Annotated in this window: 18 protein-coding genes; 17 read left to right on the forward strand and 1 reads right to left on the reverse strand. The window is 69.4% G+C overall.

Annotated elements, in window-relative coordinates:
• Positions 1-101: 101 nt before the first annotated feature.
• From test1122_RS22055 to test1122_RS22115, 13 genes are all read left to right on the forward strand, one after another.
• Positions 102-1,790 (forward strand): CocE/NonD family hydrolase, encoded by a 1,689-nt coding sequence (locus tag test1122_RS22055; RefSeq protein WP_232270898.1) that lies wholly within the window; start codon positions 102-104, stop codon positions 1,788-1,790.
• Between the two features lie 11 nt (positions 1,791-1,801).
• Positions 1,802-3,430 carry an AMP-binding protein gene (locus test1122_RS22060; protein WP_232270899.1) on the forward strand — a complete coding sequence of 543 codons (1,629 nt, stop codon included), beginning with the start codon at positions 1,802-1,804 and terminating at the stop codon, positions 3,428-3,430.
• 14 nt (positions 3,431-3,444) lie between these two features.
• Positions 3,445-4,242 carry an enoyl-CoA hydratase/isomerase family protein gene (locus tag test1122_RS22065; protein WP_232270900.1) on the forward strand — a complete coding sequence of 266 codons (798 nt, stop codon included), beginning with the start codon at positions 3,445-3,447 and terminating at the stop codon, positions 4,240-4,242.
• Positions 4,243-4,248: 6 nt separating this feature from the next.
• The gene (locus test1122_RS22070; protein WP_232270901.1) at positions 4,249-5,277 is read left to right on the forward strand and encodes a ketoacyl-ACP synthase III; all 1,029 of its coding nucleotides are present in this window, start codon (positions 4,249-4,251) and stop codon (positions 5,275-5,277) included.
• A 69-nt stretch (positions 5,278-5,346) separates the two neighbouring features.
• Positions 5,347-6,171 (forward strand): SDR family NAD(P)-dependent oxidoreductase, encoded by an 825-nt coding sequence (locus test1122_RS22075; RefSeq protein WP_232270902.1) that lies wholly within the window; start codon positions 5,347-5,349, stop codon positions 6,169-6,171.
• A 31-nt stretch (positions 6,172-6,202) separates the two neighbouring features.
• Positions 6,203-7,579 carry a beta-ketoacyl-[acyl-carrier-protein] synthase family protein gene (locus tag test1122_RS22080; protein WP_232270903.1) on the forward strand — a complete coding sequence of 459 codons (1,377 nt, stop codon included), beginning with the start codon at positions 6,203-6,205 and terminating at the stop codon, positions 7,577-7,579.
• Positions 7,576-8,895: a beta-ketoacyl synthase N-terminal-like domain-containing protein gene (locus tag test1122_RS22085; RefSeq protein WP_232270904.1), complete on the forward strand. Its 1,320-nt coding sequence runs from the start codon at positions 7,576-7,578 to the stop codon at positions 8,893-8,895. Before test1122_RS22080 ends, test1122_RS22085 begins: the two co-directional genes overlap by 4 nt.
• The gene (locus tag test1122_RS22090) at positions 8,895-10,361 is read left to right on the forward strand and encodes an SDR family oxidoreductase (protein WP_232270905.1); all 1,467 of its coding nucleotides are present in this window, start codon (positions 8,895-8,897) and stop codon (positions 10,359-10,361) included. Before test1122_RS22085 ends, test1122_RS22090 begins: the two co-directional genes overlap by 1 nt.
• Positions 10,358-11,137, forward strand: a complete 780-nt coding sequence (locus test1122_RS22095; RefSeq protein WP_232270906.1) for an SDR family oxidoreductase — start codon at positions 10,358-10,360, stop codon at positions 11,135-11,137. The genes test1122_RS22090 and test1122_RS22095 overlap by 4 nt, the downstream gene beginning before the upstream one ends.
• Positions 11,138-12,268, forward strand: coding sequence for a CaiB/BaiF CoA transferase family protein (locus tag test1122_RS22100; RefSeq protein WP_232270907.1), 1,131 nt, complete (start codon positions 11,138-11,140; stop codon positions 12,266-12,268). It begins immediately after the preceding gene.
• On the forward strand, positions 12,261-12,749 hold the full coding sequence (locus tag test1122_RS22105) for a GbsR/MarR family transcriptional regulator (RefSeq protein WP_232270908.1): 489 nt from the start codon (positions 12,261-12,263) through the stop codon (positions 12,747-12,749). The genes test1122_RS22100 and test1122_RS22105 overlap by 8 nt, the downstream gene beginning before the upstream one ends.
• A gap of 5 nt (positions 12,750-12,754) precedes the next feature.
• A complete protein-coding gene (locus test1122_RS22110) occupies positions 12,755-13,717 on the forward strand; it encodes an ABC transporter ATP-binding protein (RefSeq protein ID WP_232270909.1) in 963 nt (320 codons plus the stop codon).
• A complete protein-coding gene (locus test1122_RS22115; protein ID WP_232270910.1) occupies positions 13,714-14,514 on the forward strand; it encodes an ABC transporter permease in 801 nt (266 codons plus the stop codon). Before test1122_RS22110 ends, test1122_RS22115 begins: the two co-directional genes overlap by 4 nt.
• Before the next feature lie 72 nt (positions 14,515-14,586).
• Here test1122_RS22115 and test1122_RS22120 read toward each other — a convergent pair whose 3' ends face one another.
• A complete protein-coding gene (locus test1122_RS22120; protein ID WP_232270911.1) occupies positions 14,587-15,198 on the reverse strand; it encodes a response regulator in 612 nt (203 codons plus the stop codon).
• A gap of 616 nt (positions 15,199-15,814) precedes the next feature.
• On the opposite strand from test1122_RS22120, the gene test1122_RS22125 reads away from it, so the two are divergent.
• From test1122_RS22125 to test1122_RS22140, 4 genes are all read left to right on the forward strand, one after another.
• Positions 15,815-17,011: an ROK family transcriptional regulator gene (locus tag test1122_RS22125; RefSeq protein WP_232270912.1), complete on the forward strand. Its 1,197-nt coding sequence runs from the start codon at positions 15,815-15,817 to the stop codon at positions 17,009-17,011.
• A gap of 151 nt (positions 17,012-17,162) precedes the next feature.
• Positions 17,163-18,269 (forward strand): substrate-binding domain-containing protein, encoded by a 1,107-nt coding sequence (locus test1122_RS22130; protein ID WP_232270913.1) that lies wholly within the window; start codon positions 17,163-17,165, stop codon positions 18,267-18,269.
• Positions 18,270-18,428: 159 nt separating this feature from the next.
• Positions 18,429-19,208 carry an ATP-binding cassette domain-containing protein gene (locus test1122_RS22135; RefSeq protein ID WP_232270914.1) on the forward strand — a complete coding sequence of 260 codons (780 nt, stop codon included), beginning with the start codon at positions 18,429-18,431 and terminating at the stop codon, positions 19,206-19,208.
• Entirely contained in the window at positions 19,205-20,509 is a 1,305-nt protein-coding gene (locus test1122_RS22140; protein WP_232270915.1) for a sugar ABC transporter permease, read from the forward strand. Before test1122_RS22135 ends, test1122_RS22140 begins: the two co-directional genes overlap by 4 nt.
• The last annotated feature ends 754 nt before the right edge of the window (positions 20,510-21,263 follow it).

Genomic DNA, 21,263 nt, shown 5'->3' on the forward strand with positions numbered 1-21,263 from the left:
GAGAGCCGGTACCCGGCGGCCGATGTGGGAGGGACCCTCCGCTCCCTAGCGTGGCCGGTGAACGGACTTTCCCGTGCCGATCCCCCTTCCGGAGGTGCGCCTTGACGACCGGCTTCGTCATCGACCGCGATGTGGAGATACCGATGCGGGACGGTGTGGTGCTGCGGGCCGATGTCTGGCGTGCCCCCGGTGAGCTACGGCCGGTGATCCTGTTCCGCACCCCGTACGACAAGTCAGCGATGAAGCTGGAGCCGCTGTCCCCGGAGCGGTGTGTCCGCCACGGCTATGCCGCGGTGGTGCAGGACACCCGGGGGCGGTTCGCCTCCGATGGCGAGTGGCACACCCGGATGTGGGAGACCGAGGGGCTGGACACCTACGACACGGTCGAATGGGTGGCCGGACAGGAGTGGTGTGACGGCCAGGTCGGGATGACCGGCCCCTCCTATCTCGGGATTGTGCAGTGGCTCGGTGCGATGCGGCGGCCGCCGCATCTGAAGGCGATAGCGCCCGCCATGGCCACCTCCGCGGAATATGACCGGCAGGCGACCGGCGGCGCGCTGCGGCTGTCGCATATCGTCGGCTGGCTCGGCTTTATGGCCGTGGACTGGATGCAGCGTCAGCTCGCGGCGGGTCAGGTGAGCGACTTCTCGGCCATCGCCCGGTTCCTCAAGTCCCCGCATGAGCAGCTGCGGCTGCTTCCGCTGGAGCGCATCCTGGACACACCGGGCTGCCCGGTGTCGATGACCGAGGTGCTGGACGGCGGCCTGGAGTCCGCGCCGCACATCCGTACCCAGGACACCGACCTCCCCACGCTGTCGCTCACCGGCTGGTTCGATGTCTTCAGCTCGCCGACGATCGCGCTCTTCGGTGAAGTGGCGGAGCGCGAGCCCGGCCGGCATCAGCTGATCGTCGGCCCGTGGACGCACTCGGCGGTGCTGCCGCAGTACCAGGGCGAGCTGAACTTCGGGCTGGGGGCCGCCAGCGAGTACGCGCAGACGGCCGACGAGCTGCTGGCCTTCTTCGGCACCCATCTCAAGGGCGCGTCGTCCGCCGGGGAACCAGCCGGAGAACCGGAAGCGCCGGTGCGCTACTTCATGATGGGGGCCAACGAGTGGCGCACCGCGCGTTCCTGGCCGCCCGCCTCCGCGTCCCCGCAGCTCTGGTATCTGCGCGAGGGCGGCCGGCTCGCCATGGACCCGCCGCAGGACGATGAGCCGGCCGATACCTATATCTACGATCCACACGATCCCGCACCCAGCCACGGCGGCCGGCTGCTCAACCTCGGTGAGCTGGTGGGCGGGCCGCTCAACCAGCGTCACCTCGAAGAACGTGCCGACACCCTGGTCTTCACCGGTCCGATCCTCGATGAACCGGTGGAGACGGCAGGGCACATCACGGCCTCGCTGTCGTTCGCGAGCAGCGCCCTGGACACGGATCTGGTGGTCAAGCTCACCGATGTGTTCCCGGACGGCCGGTCGGTCCTGGTCTGCGACGGCGCGCTGCGCACCCGGTACCGGGAGGGCTTTGACGCTGAGAAGCTGCTGACCCCGTCGGTGGCCGAGTCCTGCACCGTTGACCTCGGCCACACCGCGTGGCGGTTTGCAGCCGGTCACCGGATACGTCTGCTGGTCACCAGCAGCAACTTCCCGCATCTTGACCGCAATCTGAACACCGGCCGCCCCGTCGGCAAGAGCACCGAAGCGGTACTGGCCCAGCAGTCCGTCTTCCATGACGCCGCCCGGCAGTCACGGCTGGAGCTGCCCGTACTGACTCCATTGGCGGACCGGTGAGGAGGCGGCAGATGTCCCAGATCCCCCTCCCGGAGCTGCTGGCCACCCGGGCCGCACAGCACCCGGACCGGACCTTCGCGGTGTTCGAGGACGGCGAACGGTGGACCTGTGCCGAGGCCTGGCAGGCCGCCCAGTCGGCGGGCGCGGCGCTGCAGGGCCTGGGCGTGGCCCGGGGCGACACCGTGCTGTGCTGGCTGCCCAATGGCCGGGACCAGCTGCGGACCTGGTTCGGCACCAACACCGCCGGCGGGGTGTATGTGCCGGTCAACACCGCCTACCGGGGGCGGCTGCTGGAACGCGTCATCCATGACTCCGGCGCCCGGACGCTGGTGACCTGCCGTGCGCTGGCGGACAAGCTGACCGGGATGGACCTTGGCCGGGTCGAGCACCTTCTGCTGGTCGACGATGAGGACGGCGCCGCGAGCGGACCGCTGGACGCACGCCCCGAGGAACTGGCCCCGCTGGCCGTGCCGCTGGAGCCATGGGACACCCAGGCGATCATCTACACCTCCGGGACCACCGGGCCGTCCAAGGGCGTGCTGTGCAGCTACGCCCATCTGCACACCAGTGCCACGGCGGCGTTCCGCTCCTGGCTGACCAGCGATGACCGCTATCTCGTCAATCTGCCGCTGTTCCACGCCGCAGGCGTGGTCGGCACGCTGGGCATGCTGGAGCTGGGCGGATCCATCGCCGTCGTATCGCACTTCGAGACGGCCTCCTTCTGGCAGCGGGTGCGGGAGCTGGGCGTCACCGGCTGCACACTGCTGGGCGTGATGGCGACCTTCCTCGCCCGTCAGCCCCCGTCACCCGCCGACACCACCCATCCACTGCGCGCGGCATATGTCGTGCCGCTGACCGAATCAGCGCGTGAACTCTCCACCAGATTCGGGGTCGAGGTCCGCACCATGTTCAATATGACCGAGCTGTCCTGCCCGGTCATCTCCGGCCCCGTCCTCGATGAGCCACAGCGGTGGCCGGGCAGCTGCGGACGGCCGCGCCCGGGCATCGAGGCCCGCGTCGTCGACCCGTTCGACCGCGAGGTCGCTGCGGGAACCGTCGGCGAACTGGTGCTGCGCCCGGACGCACCCTGGGTGTTCAGCCACGCCTACCACGCGATGCCGGAGGCCACCGCAGCCGCGTGGCGCAACGGCTGGTTCCACACCGGCGACGCCTTCCGTCAGGACGCGGACGGCGAGCTGTACTTTGTGGACCGGCTCAAGGACGCCATCCGCCGACGTGGCGAGAACATTTCCTCCTTCGAGGTCGAGGAGGAGCTACGGGCCCATCCCGCCATCCGCGACGCGGCAGTCGTCGGGGTACCCGGCGAGCACGGTGAACAGGAAGTCCTGGCCGTGGTCTGCCCCGCGTCCGGCGACCGCTGCGACCCGGCTGAGCTGCTGGAGTTCCTGCGGCCCCGGATGGCCCACTTCATGCTGCCCCGCTTCATCCGTGTGCTCCCGGAGCTGCCCATGACACCCACCAACAAGGTGCGCAAGGACGTGTTGCGCACGGCGGGGATCACGGCCGACACCTGGGACCGCGAAGCCGCCGGCATCAAGGTCCGGCGCGATCCCGTCCCGACTCCCTCAACTCCATCTACTCCGTCGACACCATCACGAGCACAGAACGGACGGCTATGAGCCCAGTGGGAACCATGACCACCGACATCCTCCGGGAGACGCTCGCTGATGGCGTCGCCACCCTTACGCTCAACCGGCCGGACCGGCGCAACGGGCTGGACCGTGAACTGGGCCTGCGGCTGCTGGAAAGTGTGCTGCGGGCGGTGGAGAGCCCCGCGGTGCGGGCCATCGTGCTGACCGGCGAGGGCCGCGCCTTCTGCGCCGGTGACGATATCTCCGGCCTGGGCGAACTGGTCTCCGGGCGACGGGAGAACACGCCCTCCGTGCAGGAGACCGGTGACGCTTACTACCTCCGTATCTGTGAAGCGCTGGTGCAGGCGCCAAAACCGGTCATCGCCGGAATCAACGGCGCCGCCGTCGGCGCCGGCGCCGAGATCGCCTGCGCCGCCGACTACCGGCTGGCGACCTCCAGCGCACGGATCGGCAGCGGTCTGATCAAACTCGGCCAGCTGGGCAACACCGTGATGATGTCCCGGGTCGTGGGACCGGCCCGGGCCACCGAGATCTTCCTCACCGGAAGGCTGCTCGACGCCGCGGAGGCCGAGCACATCGGGCTCTTCGACCGTGTGGTGTCCGCTGACGCGTTCCCCAGGGAACTGACCGCCTTCGCGGAGCACATGGCCCATGGGCCGACCAAGACCATCGGCCTCTTCAAGGAACTGCGCGAACGGACCTGGAGCCAGCCGGCGGAGTACGGCCTGCGGCTTCAGGACCTGTACCACACGCGTTGCTGCGGCGGCGAGGTGGAGGACGGACTGGAAGGCCCACGGGCCTACCTCGAACACCGGGCGCCCAAGTTCACCGGGCGGTGAGGAGACATGACCGATATGGCTGGCGCGATCGGCAGGACCAGCAGGACCAGCAAGGGCGGCAACTGGGTGGGCTCGGGCATCCGCTTAACGGGTGTCGGGCACTACTTTCCCGAGCATGTCGCACACAACTCGCCCGAGGAGATCGGGGCTGAGGAGCGTTTCAACGCGATCGACCAGCATGTGGTCGGCAAGCTGAACGTCAAGTCCCGGCATCTGTCCAGCGAGCGGGAGACCATTGGTTATATGGCCGTACGCGCGGCTGAGCACGCGCTGGCGGCGGCCGGGCGCTCCCCGGAAGAGGTCGACCTCGTTATCCTCACCAACTGGACCGACCGGCAGTGGGTGCCGGAGGTCGGGCCGACCGTAGCGTTTGAGCTGGGCGCCCAGCGGGCCCTCGGTTTCGATCTGTGCGGCGCCTGCACCGGCTTTGTGCACGGTGTGCAGACCGCGTCGGCGCTGATGTCGTCCCTTGAACCCTGGCGGCTGGCGGTCGTCGTCTGCTCCGAACAGTTCTCCCGGCGCACCCGGCCCGGCAGCAAGGGCGAGCTGGTCGCCGGTGACGCGGCCGGCGCGGTGGTGGTCGAGCGGGGCGAGCCGGACAGTGCGCCGGAGGGCGCGCCCGGACTGATCGACTCGGTGCTGTTCAGCGACGGAGAGCACGCACAGACCATTTTCGCGCGCAGGCCCAGCGGCTGGATCACCAGCCAGCCGGAGCTGGTCGACCGGGCGATCGAGGGCAATGTACGGGTCACCGAGCTGCTCCTGGAACGCAATGGGCTGGAGATCGGCGATGTCGACTGGGTGCTGCCGCACCCCGCCACCGACCCCATCCACCGTGCGGTGCGCGACAAGGTCGGCATCGACGCGGACCGCTTCGTGGTCACGATCGAAGAGCGCGCCAACACCTCCAGCGCGTCCATTCCGATCGCCCTGTCGGAGCTGCTGGCCAGCGGCCGTACCCGGCCCGGACAGCTGTATCTCACCCCGGCGATCGGCTCCGGATTCTTTGAGGGCGCACTGCTCTTCCGGCTGTAACCGCCGCTGATGGTCCAGCGGCGGCAGCCGTAACCCCGACCGTCACTTTACCGAGAGGTGGATAAGGCGTTGAACGCGTCAAAGGCACAACAACTTCTGCACGGGCAGACGGCGCTGGTGACCGGTGCGAGCAGCGGCATCGGCCGGGAGACCGCCCGGGTGCTGGCCCGGCAGGGCGCCGCGGTCGGCCTGCTCAGCCGGGACAAGGCGGCCCTGGACACCCTTCAGGAAGAAATCACCGCCGACGGCGGCCGGGCCCAGGTGGTGCCCGCCGATCTCGCGGACAGCGAGGCCCTGCGGGCCGCCGTGGCGGGCTGCGAAGAAGCACTGGGCCCGGTGGATCTCCTGGTCAGCAACGCCGGGCACGGCATGAACCAGGTCTTCCTCTGCGATCAGACGGAGGAGAACTGGCAGCGGACCATCGACATCAATCTCACCGGAGCCTTCCGGATCTGCCGGCAGGTGGTGCCCGGCATGATGGAACGCCAGTCGGGCTCCATCGTCTTTCTGTCCTCCGTCGCGGGCAAGCGCGGCATCCCCGCGAACACCGCCTACTGCGCATCGAAGTTCGGCCTGCGCGGCCTGACCGAGTCCCTGGCCTGGGAGATGGGACCGTTCGGCGTCCGCGTCAACGCCGTCTGCCCCGGTCTGACCAACTCCCCCGGCCTCAATGAGGAGGAGCGCTACGGCGGCGACTTCGTGGCCAGCCTGGCCCGCCATCACGGGCCGGAAAACCTCACCTGGAAACGCTATGTGGACCGGGCGGTACGCAACACCGCACTGCGCCGGGTCCTGGAGTCCGAGGAAGTGGCCATGCTGACGCTGTTTCTGCTGTCGGACCTCTCGACCGGTATCACCGGGCAGGCGATCGGAATTGACGGCGGGGCCCTGTGAGGGGCCCGAGCGGAGAGCGAGTGATGTCGTGGTGAGTGTGGCGGCCGGCTGGCGCGATGTGCTGGTGACCGGAATGGGCTTCTGCCTCCCGGGCCCGGACGGCACCGTGTGCCGGACCAGCGACGATTTATGGCGGACGGTGTCGACCGGACGTTCCAACCTGGACAACGACGGGTTCTTCTACGGCCATGTCCCGCTGACCGAGGAGGAGTTCAGCCGGGCAGTGCCGGAGCTGCCCGCCCGGTTCCTCAAGAACTACGCCAGCATCCACCTCTACGGTCTGCTGGCCCTGGTCGAGGCCTGCGACGATGCCGCACTGGACTGGCGCGGCACGGAGCTGGCGGACGCCGCGGTCCTCACCGGACGGGTGGGGGTGGACAACTCCTTTGACACCTATCTCGACTGCGTGCGGGCCAGCCCCGACGCGCTGACCCCACAGGAGGCACGCAGCCTCTTTATGCGGCTCGCCGTCTCGGTGACCGCCACCGATGTGGCCACGGTGCAGGCCTCGCTGCTGCGCAGCGGCGGACCCAACTACACCCTGTCCTGCGGCTGTGCCTCCACCGCGGCGCTGCTGGGGGTGGCGGCCAACCAGATCGCCAGCGGCGAGGTGGATATCGCCGTGGTGACCGGTGTCGACGCCTTCAACCTGGACCGGGTGGAGCACTTCGAGGAGCTGCGTGCCGTCGCCGAGCGCAGCAGCGAGCGGCCGTCCTTCCAGTCCCCGCCCACCCAGCTGCGCTTCGACCGGCCGATGCGCCCGTACGATGAACGCGCCGATGGCTTCAACATCGGTGAGGGCGCGGCCACGCTGATTCTGGAGAGCCGCGAGCACGCCGAGCGGCGCGGCCGCCGTGCCTACGGCCAGATCCTGGGCCAGTCCACCATGCGGGGCGCGGTGGCCAGCGCCATCACCGCCAATGAGGACGGCGACGCGCTGGTCAGGGCCGCCCGCAACTGTCTGCGGGCCAGGGACAGCCACGCCCGGATCGCCCCCGCCGAAGTCCCCGTCGTCAATGGCGGCGCCCAGGGCGATCCGCTCTTCAACACCATGGAGTTCAACGCGATCCGGTCCCTCTACGGGCTCCATGGCACGGACAGCGTGGGCCCGCTGGTCAGCACCCAGGAAGCCTGCTTCGGGCACAACGCGGCACCGCTGGGCAACGTCGGCGCCGCCGCGACCCTGCTCATGATGCGCAACGGGCAGGTCTGCCCCACCGCGAACTGCGAGAAGGTCTCCGAGGACTGCCCGTTCGACCTGGTGACAGGCGCCCAGCCGCGGCCGCTCGACTTCGACCTGGCGCTGAGCTTCAACTACCAGATGGGCGGCGTCTCCAGCGCCCTGCTGCTGACCCCGGCAGAACGGGCCGTGGGGGCAACCGCCCCGTCAGGAGGGCAACGGCCGTGATCGCTGACCCGAGCACAGACCCGGTTCTGCTCGCCGGTACCGGCGCCGTACTGCCTGGGCTGCCCGGGCCGGACGGGCTGGGCGGTCCCTGTGTGGACGCCGGGGCCCTCTGGGAGGTGTTCCGCACCGGGACCACCTGTCTGTCCCGCTTCGACCACCCCGGGATACCGCTGCGCATCGCGGGCCAGGTACGGAACTGGGATCCTGCGACGGCCCTCGGGGTGCCCGAACGTATTGCCGCCCGGATGGCCCGGGTCACCGCCCTGTCCATCGGCGCGGTCCGCAGTGCCCTCGACGACGCGGGGCTGACCCCCGAGGACCTCAACGATGACCGTACGGTCCTGGTGATCGCCTCGATGCAGTTCGCGTTCCAGGAAGCCGGGCGGTACTTCGCGGCCTATGAGCGCGGCGGCCCCGCCGCGCTCGGCATGGACTACTGGCTCACCGGCACCCCCGGCAGCGTCGCCAGCGGCATCTGCTCGGTGCTGGGCATCAGGGCACAGACCCTGAACATCACCGGAGGCTGCAACTGTTCGCTGCGCGCCATGGAGGTCGCCACGACCTTGCTGCACGCCGGAACCGTCGACCGGGCCGTGGTCGTCGGCGCGGACGCCACCCTGGACCGGATTTTTCTGGCCAGCACCGTCCACGAGGGCAAACGCGGCTTCCGGGCGTCCACCCTCTCCGCCGATCCCGGCGCGGTACGCCCGCATGACCAGGAGCAGGACGGCAACGCCCCCGGCGAGGGCGCCCTGGCCGTGGTGCTGGAGTCGGGCCGTCCCGGCACCGGCGGCACCGGCAGCACCGGCGATGGGGTACGGGTACCGCTGCGGCTGCGCTTCCGCTCCTCCCGTAACAACGGAATCAACCCGGTGGACTCCGGCACCTCCGACAACTTCGTCGCCGATGTTCAGGACCTGCTCACCTGGGCCGGGATCGGCATGGACCGGCTGGCCTTCATCAATGGCTTCGCCGAGGGCACCCGCAATATCGAAGATCTCTTCTGCGACACCGTCGAGGGACTGCGCAAGGCCATGGACTACGGCGGCATCCTCCGGCTGACCAACCAGGAGGCGGCCTTTGGGCATATCTCCGGCTGCGCCGGACTCCTGAAGTTCGTGTCCTCGGCGCTGATGTTCCGGCACGGCACGGTCGGACCCGTCGTCGGATGCCGCACGCCCTACGCCCGGCTCGACGCCAGCCCCGTACTGGCCCACGACACCGTCCCGGTCGATGACCGCTACGCCTTGCTGATCAGCTCGGGCGCCGGTGGGGACGCGACCTCATTGCTGATCGAGTATCTGGAGGCACAGTGATGGCATACGGCTCCACCGCGGTCCTGCTGGGACCGCGCGATACGGCCTGTGAGGTGCTGCGCGAGACCTTCGACGGGGCCGGTGTGAAGATCGTCGATGACACCGGGGCTCAGGACACCGTGGACCCCGATATCTGCTGTGCCCTGCTCACCGGCACCGCCGTACTCGGCGGCGCCGCACCGGCACCGGCGCTGGACCGGCCGCGGATCGCGGAGCTCGCCCAGCGGATGGCGGACCGTGGCTCGGGCCGGATGATTCTGGTCATCGACGGCGCGGGCGGTGTGCATACCGGTACCCCGGACGATGAGGCGGCCTCCCGCGCCGCTGACCTCGCCTGGTGGCGGCAGCTGGCCGCCCGGGTATCGGCGTCCGGGGTGATCGCCAACCAGATACGGGTCGGGGTGGCGCCCTTCCTCGGCCATCGGGCCGGGCCGGAACAGACCGCCGCCGTGCTGCACCATCTGCCGCTGCGCCGGGCCACGCACCCGGCTGACCTGGCCGCCGCCGTGCTGTATCTGGCGTCCGAGGACTGCGCGTACACCGTCGGTGAGACGGTTCCCGTCGACGGCGGTATGGGGCTGACCCTGATCCCGCCGTTACGTACTCCCCGTAAACCCGCCGTGTCCAGGGCCCCCGCCGAGCAGTCGGCCGGCACCGGACCGGGCGGTGCGGCCGGGCTGTTCGACCTCACCGGACGGCACTGTCTGGTGGTGGGCGCGAGCAGTGGCATCGGCCGGGAAACCGCCCTGGAACTGGCCCGCAGGGGAGCCGATGTGACGGTGATGGCCCGCCGGGAGCGCAAGCTTCACGAGGTCGCCGACCAGATCACCGCGCTGGGCCGCCGTGCCCATGTCGTACAGCAGGATGTGTCCCGCCTGGCGGAGCTGGAGCCCGCACTGGAGCGGAGCTGGCAGACCGGCGGCCGTATCGACGCCATGGTCTACGCCACCGGACTGTTCGCGGTCGAGGAACCGGGCCCGGACCAGCGGGCCGAACTGCGGGAACGCTCCCTGGACATCAACTACCGCGGCTACGCCACCCTCACCGACGCGCTGGTGCGGCGGTGGGCCGCGGACGGACTGGGCGGCGCGGTCGTCGGAGTCTGCTCGGTTGGCTCAGAGGTGGTCCCGATCCCGCATATGGAGAGCTACGGGGCGAGCAAGGCGGCCATGGCCCAGTACACCCGCTGTGTGGCCGCTACCGCTGGACGCCATGGCATCCGGGCCAACTGTGTAGCGCCCGGCATCGTGGAGACACCGATGGCCGAGTGGGTCTCGGAGGATTTCCGGCAGGCCTGGCTGGCGCGTATCCCGGCCGGGCGGGTGGGGGAGCCACAGGATGTGGCCGCGCTGGCGGCCTATCTGGTGGGGGACAGCGCCGGGTATGTCACGGGTGCGCTGCTGCATGTTGACGGCGGCTACGCCCTCGGTGGGCTGCCGCCGCTGGCCCGGGGCGGCGCGGGATGAGCGGCGCGGCACCGGCTGTCAGCGGTGTGGCGCTGGTGACCGGCGCCTCCTCGGGGATCGGCGCGGCCACCGCGAGCGCGCTGGCTGCGGCGGGCGCTCATGTGGTGCTGGTCGCGCGCCGGGCCGAAGCTCTGGCGGCGGTGGCCAGCGAGGTGCGTGACCATGGCGGCCGGGCGAGTGTGCTGGCCGCGGATCTGGCCGCGCACGGAGAGCCGGAGCGGGTTGTCGCGGAGACGGTGGAGCGGTTCGGGCCGCCGACCGTGCTGGTCAACAGCGCGGGTGTGGTGCGGCTCGGTGTCGTACACGAACTGACCCCCAGGCACTGGGAGCTGATGCTCCGGCTCAATCTGACCGTGCCCTATCTGCTGACCCATGAGGTGTTGCCGTATATGCGCAAGCGCTCCACGGGGACGATCGTCCATATCGGTTCGGCCGTAACACAGGAGCCGATCAGTCACACCGCTGGCTACGCGGCCAGCAAACAGGGGCTCAATGTCCTCAGCGAGCTGGTGGCACTGGAGAACCGGGATCACGGCATCCGCTCGGTGGCCATCTGCCCCGGCTGGGTGCACACCGGAATGTCCCCGGTCCCGGCTGAGCTGGGCGCGGCCACCGGGGAACTGCTCACCCCCGGCGATGTGGCCGATGCCGTGCTGTGGACGGTGACCCGGCCGCCCCGGGTGAGCGTCGGGCCGGTGATCCATCTCGCCCCGACCAGCGGGCGGGCCGGCACCCGCGCGTCGATTACCCGGCTCACCGGTACGGAGGTCCGCTAGATGGCCAGGCCGGGACCGCTGGCCGGGGTGCGCGTGGTCGAACTGGCGGCGCATGGACCGACGCCGTTCTGCGGGATGCTGCTGGCCGATCTGGGCGCCGATGTCGTACGGGTCGTCCACCCCAAGCCCCCGAGCGCCGACTGGGATCTGCCGACGGACGGTCAGGCGGTGCTCGACCGGGGCAAGCGCTCGCTGCCCGTGGATCTCAAGGATCCGGACGGCGCCGCGCTGGTGCTCGCCCTGGCCGGGCGGACCGATGTGTTCCTTGAGGGGTTCCGGCCCGGGGTCGCCGAGCGGCTGGGCATCGGCCCCGACCGGTGTCTGGCCCGTAACCCCCGGCTGGTCTACGGCCGGATGACGGGCTGGGGACAGACCGGGCCACTGGCGCAGACGGCAGGGCATGACATCACCTATCTCGCGGTGACGGGGGTGCTGGACGCCATCGGCCGGGCGGACGGGCCGCCGCAGATTCCGCTGAACCTCCTCGGCGACTTCGGCGGCGGCGCCATGTATCTGGCCGTGGGCGTGCTGGCGGCGCTGTCCCAGGTCGCGCGTACCGGCCGGGGCCAGACCGTGGACGCCGCCATCGTGGACGGCGTCAGCCATCTGAGCACCATGGTGTTCGGCATGCTGGCCGCTGGTGAGTGGAGCGGCCAACGCGGCGGCAATCTGCTGGACTCCGGCTGCCCGTTCTACAACGTGTATCCGACCGCCGATGGCCGCCATATGGCCGTGGGGGCGCTGGAGCCCAAGTTCTACCGGGAGTTCGTCCGGCTGCTGGGCGTCTGGGAGATGGTGCCCGGTCATCGGGAGCCCTCCGTGTGGGACGAGCTGTACCGGATCTTCGCGGGGGTCTTCCGCACCCGCACCCAGCGGGAGTGGTGTGAGGTGTTCGACGGCACGGAAGCCTGTGTCAGCCCGGTGCTCTCGCTGACCGAAGCCCGCCACCATCCGCAGCTGGCCGCACGGCATACGCTCACCGAGATCGGCGGCGTTCCACAGCCGGCGCCCGCCCCCCGGTTCTCGGCCACCCCGACCGCTGTGCCCCCGCCAGCGGAGACCGGTACCGACCGGAGCGAGGAGATCCTCGCCGAATGGGGTGTGAGGCGGTCCGGCAGCCGTGATGCCTGACAGCGAGCTCGACGCCTTCGTAGAAGATGTCGCGGGCCACTTCGCGGCGGACGGCCTGCCGTTGGGCGCGGGGCGGATCATCGGGTATCTGCTCGTATGCGAACCAGCGGAGCGCACCGCGGGCCAGCTCGCCTCGGAGCTCAAGGCCAGCGCGGGGTCGGTGTCCACCAATCTGCGCCGGCTGCTGGACACCGGCCTGGTGCGGCGGCGGACCCGGGCCGGACAGCGCAGCGCCGTCTACCGCCTGAACCGCGACTGCTGGCTGGCCCTGATGCGCCGGGAGGCCGAACGGCTGAGCACCTTCCGGATTCTGGCGGAGAAGGGTCTGGCCGCGCTCGGGGAGGAGCGGGATACCGAACGGGGCGGCCGACTGCGCGAGGCGTATGAGCTGTACCGGAGGCTGGAAGAGGACCTGGCGTCGATGTGGGAGCGCTGGGACGTACGGGGACACGAATCGAAGGTCACAAGGCGAGCAGAGTGAGCGGAGTGAGCACAGTGAGCGGATACGTGATCCAGTGCGGCGGGCTGACCAAGAGGTTCGGTTCCTTAACCGCCTTGGACCGGCTGGACTTGGAGATTCCGGCCGGGATGGTCTTCGGGTATCTCGGCCCCAACGGGGCGGGCAAGACCACCACACTCCGGATGGTCATGGGCCTGTCGAAACCCAGCGAGGGCAAGGTCAGGGTCCTGGGCGCCGATCCGTGGGCCCCCCGGCAGCGCGCCGTTCGGGACCGGATCGGCTATCTCCCGGGCGAACTGCGGATGGACGACCGGCTGACGGCGATGGGTCAGCTCACCCACTGGGCCAGGATGAGAGAGACCCCCGTGGACCCGGCGTACCGGGACGCGCTGATCGAGCGGCTGGGACTGAACCCCACCCGTCCGGTGCGCACCCTGTCCACCGGCAACCGGCGCAAGGTGGGGCTGGTGGGGGCCTTTATGTCCCGGCCGGAACTGCTGGTCCTGGACGAACCGACCAGCGGTCTGGATCCCTTGGTACAGCGGGAGTTCATCCGGATGGTGCAGGAGGTACGGGAGGACGGGCGGACCGTGCTGCTGTCCTCACACATTCTCTCCGAAGTCGAGCGGCTCGCCGAGCGGGTGGCGGTACTGAGAGCGGGGGAGCTGGTCATGGAGGGATCGGTGGATGAACTGCGGGGCACGGCCCGGCAGCGGCTGGAGGCCACCTTCAAGGACACGCCGCCCACCGCGGAGCTGGCGGAGCTGGCGGGCGTGCTGGACGTCGAGGCCGAGGGCAGCACGCTGCGGTGCACCGTACAGGAGCCGATCGCACCGGTGCTGGAGATCCTCGCCCGGCATGGGGCGTTGACGCTGGTGGCACCCCAGCCGGAGATCGAGGATGTCTTCCTTCGGCTCTACGGCTCCGAGCCGGACGCGGCGCAGGACGGGAAGGCGAACACGGCGGGCAACGGGGAGGTGGCGTCATGAGCGCGCGCGGTGAGGTGGTGGTGTACACCGCTCGACGGCTGAGGCGGGGTGCGCTGATCTGGGCGGCCGTGCTGGCGGCGCTGGTCGCGACGACGGTCTCCACCTGGACGGGCTTTCGGGACTCGCAGACCGATACGGTCACCGCGGACCTGCCGGACTCGATGAAGAAGGCCTTCGGCATCACCGATCTGACGGATCCGGCCGGGTTCATGGACTCCAACCTCTTCTCGCTGCTGCTGCCGCTGCTGCTGATCTGTGTCGCCGTGTCCTGGACGAACTCGCTCACCACGGCGGATGAGGACGCGGGGCGGCTGGAGATGGAACTCGCACAGCCCGTCACCCGGACGATGGTGCTGCTGCGCCGGTTCGCCACCGCGGTGGCGTTGCAGATCGCACTGGGGGTGGCCGTCCTTGTGGTGCTGCTGCCGTCGATGGCCGGGCTTGACCTGGATGTGCCGATGGGCCGGGTGGTCGCCGCCACAGGAGCGGTCGTCCTGCTGGGCGTGGTGCATGGCGCCGTGCTGTACGCGGCCGCCGGGCTGGGGGCGCAGCGCGGCACGGCGCTCGGCCTGGCCGCGGGAGTCGCGGTATTCGGTTATGTGGCCCATGCGCTGTTGCCGCTCAGCGATGCGCTGGAGTCGGTGCGGGTGATATCTCCCTGGCAGTGGCTGCTGGGTGATGGCCCGGTACAGGAAGGTGTGCCGGTGGCCGGGACCGCGGTATCGCTGGCGGTTGTCGCGCTGCTGATTACCGTGGGTACGGTGGCCGCTAACCGCCGGGATATCCGCGGGGCGTGACTGCGCTGCTGTTGCGGGGTGGTCAGCCCCGCAACAGCAGGCCATCCGTACATCTGGCCGGAGGGTCGGAGATCAGGCCGGTGGAACGGTCTCGCAGCGAAAAAGCTCCCGGCGGTTCCGTATGCCCACCTTGTGCAAAATGTTGCTGACGTGATTCTTCACCGTCTGGCCAGCCAGCGCTAATTCCTGAGCAATCTCGGCATTCGTATAGCGCCGGAGCAGCAGCGCCAGTATCTGCTCTTCCCGAACGGTGAGTGGCGTCAGCGGGGCCAGTGTCTGACGGGCCGGTTCGCCCCGCCTTCCGTCCTCGCCGAACAGCCACACCCGCTGCCCTCGTGCTGTCTGCCGGATCGCGTCCACCAGCTCGGGTATCGATGCGCTCTTGTGTACAAAGCTGTCGGCTCCGGAGGTCAGAATGGCGGCGACCTCTTTGGAGGAGCTACAGCCGGAGAACACCATGACCCGCGGCCGGAGGGGGAGTGAGTGGACGTGCCGGCACAGGGTGGCGCCCTGCCGCGTGTCCCCGAACTGTAATTCGGTGACGATGACGCTGGGGCGCTTTTGTTGAATTTCAGACAGTGCTTGATTTGCCGTGGCGACGGCACTGACGACGGGCATCTGAAGGCGGGACTCAACCAACGTACTGAGCGCCAAGCGCATGGAGGGATGGCTGTCTACGATCATTACTCCCATGCTCGAATTCCCCTCTGGTGGTGCATGGCCAGGCCAGATTTTTCGGGCTGACGGTCTTTGGGTTCTGGATGATATCCAAGAGATTCTGACCGGGCAGTGCGGACCGCTTTTTCTCGGCAAGGTGAGCGTGCTGTGCCGTGGCGGGCGGCGGGGGAGTCCACTGCTCCGTTGCCGGGCCATGAAAGAGCAGGTGGAGCCGGTACTTCAGGGTGTTCGGCGGGTTACAGCGCGTGAGTCCGGCGACGGGATGTGTGACCTGTCCCACAGGTGTGTGACTTCCTGGTCTGTACCCGTCACGCCTCAGGGGTTACCTATGGGGAATATTGTCCGTTATCGACGGTTGTCTGATGCCAGTTGACCGCTTCGCGATTGATTTATTCATTGGCTGATTCTCGACTGCCTGCGGCGGGTCACCCCTCAGCCGGTGGGGCTTCCTCCGTCGGATGAGCCACATATGAGCACCCACCCCGCTCAAGGTCTTGACGGGAATGAAGCGCACGGGATCCCCTTAGAGTTCACATGTTGGAAACAGGCCGTTGCCCCACTGCTGTGGCACGGTTGACGGGCGGTCGGCGCGCCGCACCGTCGAGGTGGGAGTGGATCAGTAGTGGAGACACCGGGCTCGCAGTCCTCGCTGCACCGGGCCAATCTGGAGCGGGTCGTACGGGCCGTACGGATGGCGGGGTCGCTGACGCAGGCGGAGATCGCCCGGACGACCGGGCTCTCCGCCGCTACCGTCTCCAACATCGTCCGGGAGCTCAAGGACAGCGGCACGGTCGACGTCACCCCCACCTCCGCCGGAGGCCGCCGGGCGCGCAGCGTCTCGCTCTCCGGGGACGCGGGCATCGTCGTGGGCGTCGACTTCGGTCACTCCCATCTGCGGGTCGCCATCGGAAACCTGGCGCACAAGGTGCTCGCCGAGGAGGCCGAGCCGATCGATGTGGACGCCTCCGCCGCCCAGGGCTTCGACCGGGCGGAGCAGCTGGTCGAGCGGCTGATCAGCGCGACCGGCGTCCGGCGGGAGAAGGTCATCGGCGTGGGTCTCGGCGTCCCCGGGCCGATCGATGTGGAGACCGGGGTACTCGGTTCCACCGCGATCCTGCCGGGCTGGACCGGCACCAATCCCCGCGATGAGCTCACCGCCCGGCTCGGTGTGCCCGTCCATGTGGACAACGACGCGAACCTCGGCGCCCTCGGTGAGCTGGTCTGGGGCAGCGGCCGTGGCGTCGCCGATCTGGCGTACATCAAGGTCGCGAGCGGTGTTGGCGCGGGTCTGGTGATGGGCGGTCAGATCTACCGCGGCCCCGGTGGCACCGCCGGTGAGATCGGGCATATCACCCTGGATGAGTCCGGCCCGGTGTGCCGCTGCGGCAACCGCGGCTGTCTGGAGACCTTTACCGCCGCACGCTATGTGCTGCCCCTGCTGACGCCCAGCCACGGCCCGGACCTCACCATGCCCCAGGTGGTGGCACTCGCCCGCGAAGGTGACCCGGGGTGCCGCCGGGTGGTGGCCGATATCGGGAGGCACATCGGCAGCGGCGTCGCCAACCTCTGCAATCTCCTGAACCCGAGCCGGGTTGTCCTCGGCGGCGATCTCGCGGAGGCCGGTGAGCTGGTACTCGACCCGATCCGGGACTCCGTGACGCGCTACGCCATCCCCAGCGCCGCCCGGCAGCTGTCCGTGGTGCCCGGCGCACTGGGCGGGCGCGCGGAGGTCCTGGGCGCGCTCGCGCTCGTCCTCAACGAGATGGGTGACGCTCCCCTGCTGGAGGCGGCACAGGACACGGTTCCCGCGTCCGTCTGACGCCTGTGTCTGGCCACGCTGCGTTCAGGTTGTTCACGCATGGCATCGTTGCCTTCCCGTTAATGATTTACTTCTTGACGGCAACCTGCCCTGGGGGTTGACTTCACGCCACCTCGGCCGCGATGACGCGGCCTCGTCAGGGAGGTACCGAATGAACGCGACGCTGCGTCGTGCCGCCGTTGCTCTGACCGCCACCGCCATGGCCGTCTCGCTCGCCGCCTGTGGCAGTGCCAAGGAAGCGAATGGAAAGCAGGGTTCGGGCGAGAAGAAGAAGGACGGTCCGCTCACCATCGGCCTGCTGCTGCCGGAGGACCAGACCGCCCGCTATGAGAACTTCGACAAGCCCCTCATAGAGGCGAAGATCAAGGAGCTGTGCTCCGACTGCGAGGTGACCTATGTCAACGCCAAGCAGGACGCCTCCGTCCAGCAGCAGCAGATGGACTCAATGATCACGAAGAAGGTCGACGTGATCATCCTGGACGCGGTGGACGCCAAGTCCGTCTCGGGATCGGTCAGGAAGGCGGACAGTGCCGGCATCCCCGTCGTCGCCTATGACCGGCTCGCCGAGGGCCCGATCTCCGCCTACACCTCCTTCGACAACGAAGAGGTCGGCAAGGTCCAGGGCCAGGCCCTGCTCGACGCGATCGGCGACAAGGCCGATGACGGCCAGATCGTCATGATGAACGGCTCACCGACCGACCCCAACGCGGCGATGTTCAAGAAGGGCGCGAAGTCCGTCCTCAACGGCAAGGTGAAGGTGGGCAAGTCCTACGACACCACCAAGTGGGAGCCCAGCGAGGCCCACAAGAACATGAACGGCGCCATCTCGGCGATCGGCAAGAAGAACATCGTCGGTGTCTACTCGGCCAATGACGGCATGGCGGGCGGCATCATCACCGCGCTCAAGGGCGCGGGCTTCGACAAGCTCCCGCCGGTCACCGGGCAGGACGCCGAGCTGGCCGGTGTCCAGCGCATCGTCGCCGGTGAGCAGCACATGAGCGTCTACAAGCCGTACAAGCCCGAGGCTGACGCGGCGGCGGAGATGGCCATCGCGCTGGCCCGTGGCGAGGAGCTCAAGGCCGAGACCACGGTGGACAGCCCGACCACCAAGGGTGTCCCCGCGACCCTCATCGCCCCCATCTCGCTGACCGTGGACAACATCGAGAAGACGGTGCTCAAGGACGGCCTCTACGAGCTGAAGCAGATCTGCACGCCGAAGTACGAAGCCGCTTGTGCGAAGGCGGGCCTGACCGGCTGAGCAATGCCGCGGGGCTGCTGTTCCCCCACCCCACGCGGCTCAGAGCCGCGTGGGGGTTCCGGCCCCGGCCCCACAAGGGCCCTCGTGACTCGCAGTCGGAGGGGAAACGTTCCTCTCCACGATCGCGGGACATCCCCGCACAGATCGGAGTTGGCCATCGTGCCGAACGAACCCGTGCTCGCGTTGCGCGGAGTCTCCAAGCGCTTCGGCGCCGTACAGGCGCTCACCGAAGTCGAGTTGGAGGTCCACGCCGGTGAGGTGGTCGCCCTCGTCGGCGACAACGGCGCCGGGAAGTCCACCCTCGTCAAGGCGATCGCCGGAGTCGGCCCCGCCGACGAGGGAGTCCTGGCGTGGGAGGGCGAGCCTGTCCAGATCGCCCGCCCGCATGACGCCCAGGAGCTGGGCATCGCGACCGTTTACCAGGATCTCGCGCTGTGCGACAACCTCGATGTGGTCGGCAACCTCTTCCTCGGCCGCGAGATCATGCGCTCCGGCATCCTCGACGAGGTCGAGATGGAGCGCCGCAGCCGTGAGCTGCTGGACACCCTCTCGATCCGTATCCCCAGCGTCCGTATCCCGGTGGCCTCGCTCTCCGGCGGCCAGCGGCAAGTCGTCGCCATCGCCCGGTCAATGCTCGGCGAGCCCAAGCTGGTCATCCTCGACGAGCCCACCGCCGCCCTCGGCGTCGAACAGACCGCGCAGGTCCTCGATCTGGTGGAGCGGCTGCGGGAACGCGGCCTCGCCGTGATCCTCATCAGCCACAACATGGCCGACGTCAAGGCGGTCGCCGACCAGGTGGCGGTCCTCCGGCTGGGCCGTAACAACGGCGTCTTCGAGGTCGCGAACACCTCACAGGAAGAGATCATCTCCGCCATCACCGGCGCCACGGACAACGCCGTGACCCGCCGCAAGGCGCGCACCGCGGAGGGAAAGCAGTGACTACCGACCTCTCCAAGTCCCCCGGGGACAGCCCCGGACCCGGCGTCCCCGCGAACGGCAATGGCGCCGCCCCGGCCGGGGTCACCCCCGTCGATCCCAGGCTGCTCGTACGTGAGCAGGGCTTCATGGGCTATCTCACCGAGTTCAAGCGCAAGATGCGCAGCGGTGAACTCGGCTCGGTCCCCGTCGTCATCGGGCTGATCGTCATCTGGGCGATCTTCCAGTCGCTCGACTCGAACTTCCTGTCCGCGCAGAACCTCAGCAACCTCTCCGTCTATGTCGTCGGCACCGGGCTGATCTCCGTCGGTATCGTCTTCGTGCTGCTGCTCGGCGAGATCGATCTGTCGGTCGGCTCGGTCAGCGGTCTGGCGGGCGCTGTCTTCGCCGTGCTCGCCGTCAACCACGGTGTGGCCGAGTGGCTCGCCCTGCTCCTCGCGCTGGTCACCGGCGCGTTGGCCGGTGCGGTCCACGGCTTCTTCTTCGCCCGTATCGGCGTCCCCGCCTTCGTGGTCACCCTGGCCGGGCTGCTCGCCTGGAACGGTCTGATGCTGCAGGTGCTCGACACCAGCGGCACCATCAACCTCGATGACGACGGTCTGGTCACCACCATGACCAGCTACTACTTCACCGATGTGGCCGCCGCCTACGGTCTCGCGCTGGTCGCGGTCCTCACCTTCTTCGCCGCGCAGTTCCTGGACAGCCGCCGCCGGGACGCGGCCGGTGTGCCCTCGCGCCCGCTGAGCGAGATCCTCGCCCGTACGGGCGTACTGGCGGTCCTCGCCTTCGTCACCGCGTACACGCTCAACCAGTACAAGGGGCTGCCGCTCGCACTGCTGATCTTCCTGGTGGTGCTGGTCGCTTTTGACCTGCTGCTGCGCCGTACATCGTACGGCCGCAAGGTGTTCGCGCTGGGCGGCAATACGGAGGCCGCCCGCCGCGCCGGTATCAACGTCGCGGCGGTCCGTATCTCCGTCTTCTCCCTCGCGGGCACCATGGCCGCCTTCGGCGGCCTGATGATCGCCTCCCGGATCGCGGCGGCGAACCAGGGCGCGGGGTCCGGCAACCTCCTGATGGAGGCCATCGCCGCCGCCGTCATCGGCGGCACCAGCCTCTTCGGTGGCCGCGGCAAGGTGTGGTCCGCGCTGCTCGGCATGCTGGTGATCGGTTCGATCGCCAACGGTCTGGCGCTGGTGGGCAGCCCTGCGCATGTCCAGTACATGATTACGGGTGGGGTGCTGCTGGCGGCGGTCGTCATCGACTCGGTCTCCCGCCGGACCCAGAGGACGGCGGGCCGCACGTAGTCCCCACGACCCCGGGGATATCCCCCCGGCGCGGGCCTCGCGGGCGTGGTCCGTCACGGGACCACGCCCGGCCCCGAGGTGGGTTTCCCCTGTCCACCCCTGCCCGGCTGCACCGCGATATGCGGCTCCGCCGCGTGGCGTGGCTTCACCCCCGGCTGCGGGGTGCCGTGGGTGGGGTTCCCCGGTCCCGCCCCTTCCCGGCTGTGCCGATGTGCGGCTCCGCCGCGTGGCGGGGCTTCGCCCGGGCGCGGGGTGCCGGGGTGGGTTTCCCCAATTCCCGCCCCTTCCCGGCTGTACTGATATGCGGCTCCGCCGCGTGGCGGGGCTCCGCCCGGCTCCGGGGTGCCGTGGGTGGGCTTCCCCAAATTCCCGCCCCTTCCCGGAAACCGGGGCTCGCGCCCCGGGCCCCCGGGGTGGCCGGTGCGGGCCGGTGGTCGGGTGTTGTGCCCACCAAGCGTCGCGAGCTCCGTTGCGGGGTGGGCCGGAGCGTCGTGGCTGGTGTGGGTGGGTGGTTGCGTAGCAGGGCGGGCCCACGCCCCTCGCGGGGCTGGGGGCACCTCCCTGGGGGCACCTCCCAGCGGTAGCTGGGGGAGAGTGCCCACAACATTCGTGGGCCCGGGGCCCACAACACCTCGGGGGTCTGGGGGCGGCAGCCCCCAGTTTCGGGAAGGGGCCGGGTTAGGGGAACTCCTACCGACGGACGGAGTCCGGCGCAGGGGGCCGAAGCCCTCGAGGCGCCCCCGGCGCCGAGAGG

The organism is Streptomyces gobiensis (assembly GCF_021216675.1).
GTDB classification, from domain to species: Bacteria; Actinomycetota; Actinomycetes; order Streptomycetales; family Streptomycetaceae; genus Streptomyces; species Streptomyces gobiensis.

Excerpts from the sequence above, each read along its gene's own strand:
- test1122_RS22060 (WP_232270899.1), top strand. The coding sequence starts at position 1,802 with ATGTCCCAGATCCCCCTCCCGGAGCTGCTGGCCACCCGGGCCGCACAG.
- test1122_RS22065 (WP_232270900.1), top strand. The coding sequence starts at position 3,445 with ATGACCACCGACATCCTCCGGGAGACGCTCGCTGATGGCGTCGCCACC.
- test1122_RS22070 (WP_232270901.1), top strand. The coding sequence starts at position 4,249 with ATGACCGATATGGCTGGCGCGATCGGCAGGACCAGCAGGACCAGCAAG.
- test1122_RS22090 (WP_232270905.1), top strand. The coding sequence starts at position 8,895 with ATGGCATACGGCTCCACCGCGGTCCTGCTGGGACCGCGCGATACGGCC.
- test1122_RS22095 (WP_232270906.1), top strand. The coding sequence starts at position 10,358 with ATGAGCGGCGCGGCACCGGCTGTCAGCGGTGTGGCGCTGGTGACCGGC.
- test1122_RS22100 (WP_232270907.1), top strand. The coding sequence starts at position 11,138 with ATGGCCAGGCCGGGACCGCTGGCCGGGGTGCGCGTGGTCGAACTGGCG.
- test1122_RS22105 (WP_232270908.1), top strand. The coding sequence starts at position 12,261 with ATGCCTGACAGCGAGCTCGACGCCTTCGTAGAAGATGTCGCGGGCCAC.
- test1122_RS22115 (WP_232270910.1), top strand. The coding sequence starts at position 13,714 with ATGAGCGCGCGCGGTGAGGTGGTGGTGTACACCGCTCGACGGCTGAGG.
- test1122_RS22120 (WP_232270911.1), bottom strand. The coding sequence starts at position 15,198 with ATGATCGTAGACAGCCATCCCTCCATGCGCTTGGCGCTCAGTACGTTG.
- test1122_RS22130 (WP_232270913.1), top strand. The coding sequence starts at position 17,163 with ATGAACGCGACGCTGCGTCGTGCCGCCGTTGCTCTGACCGCCACCGCC.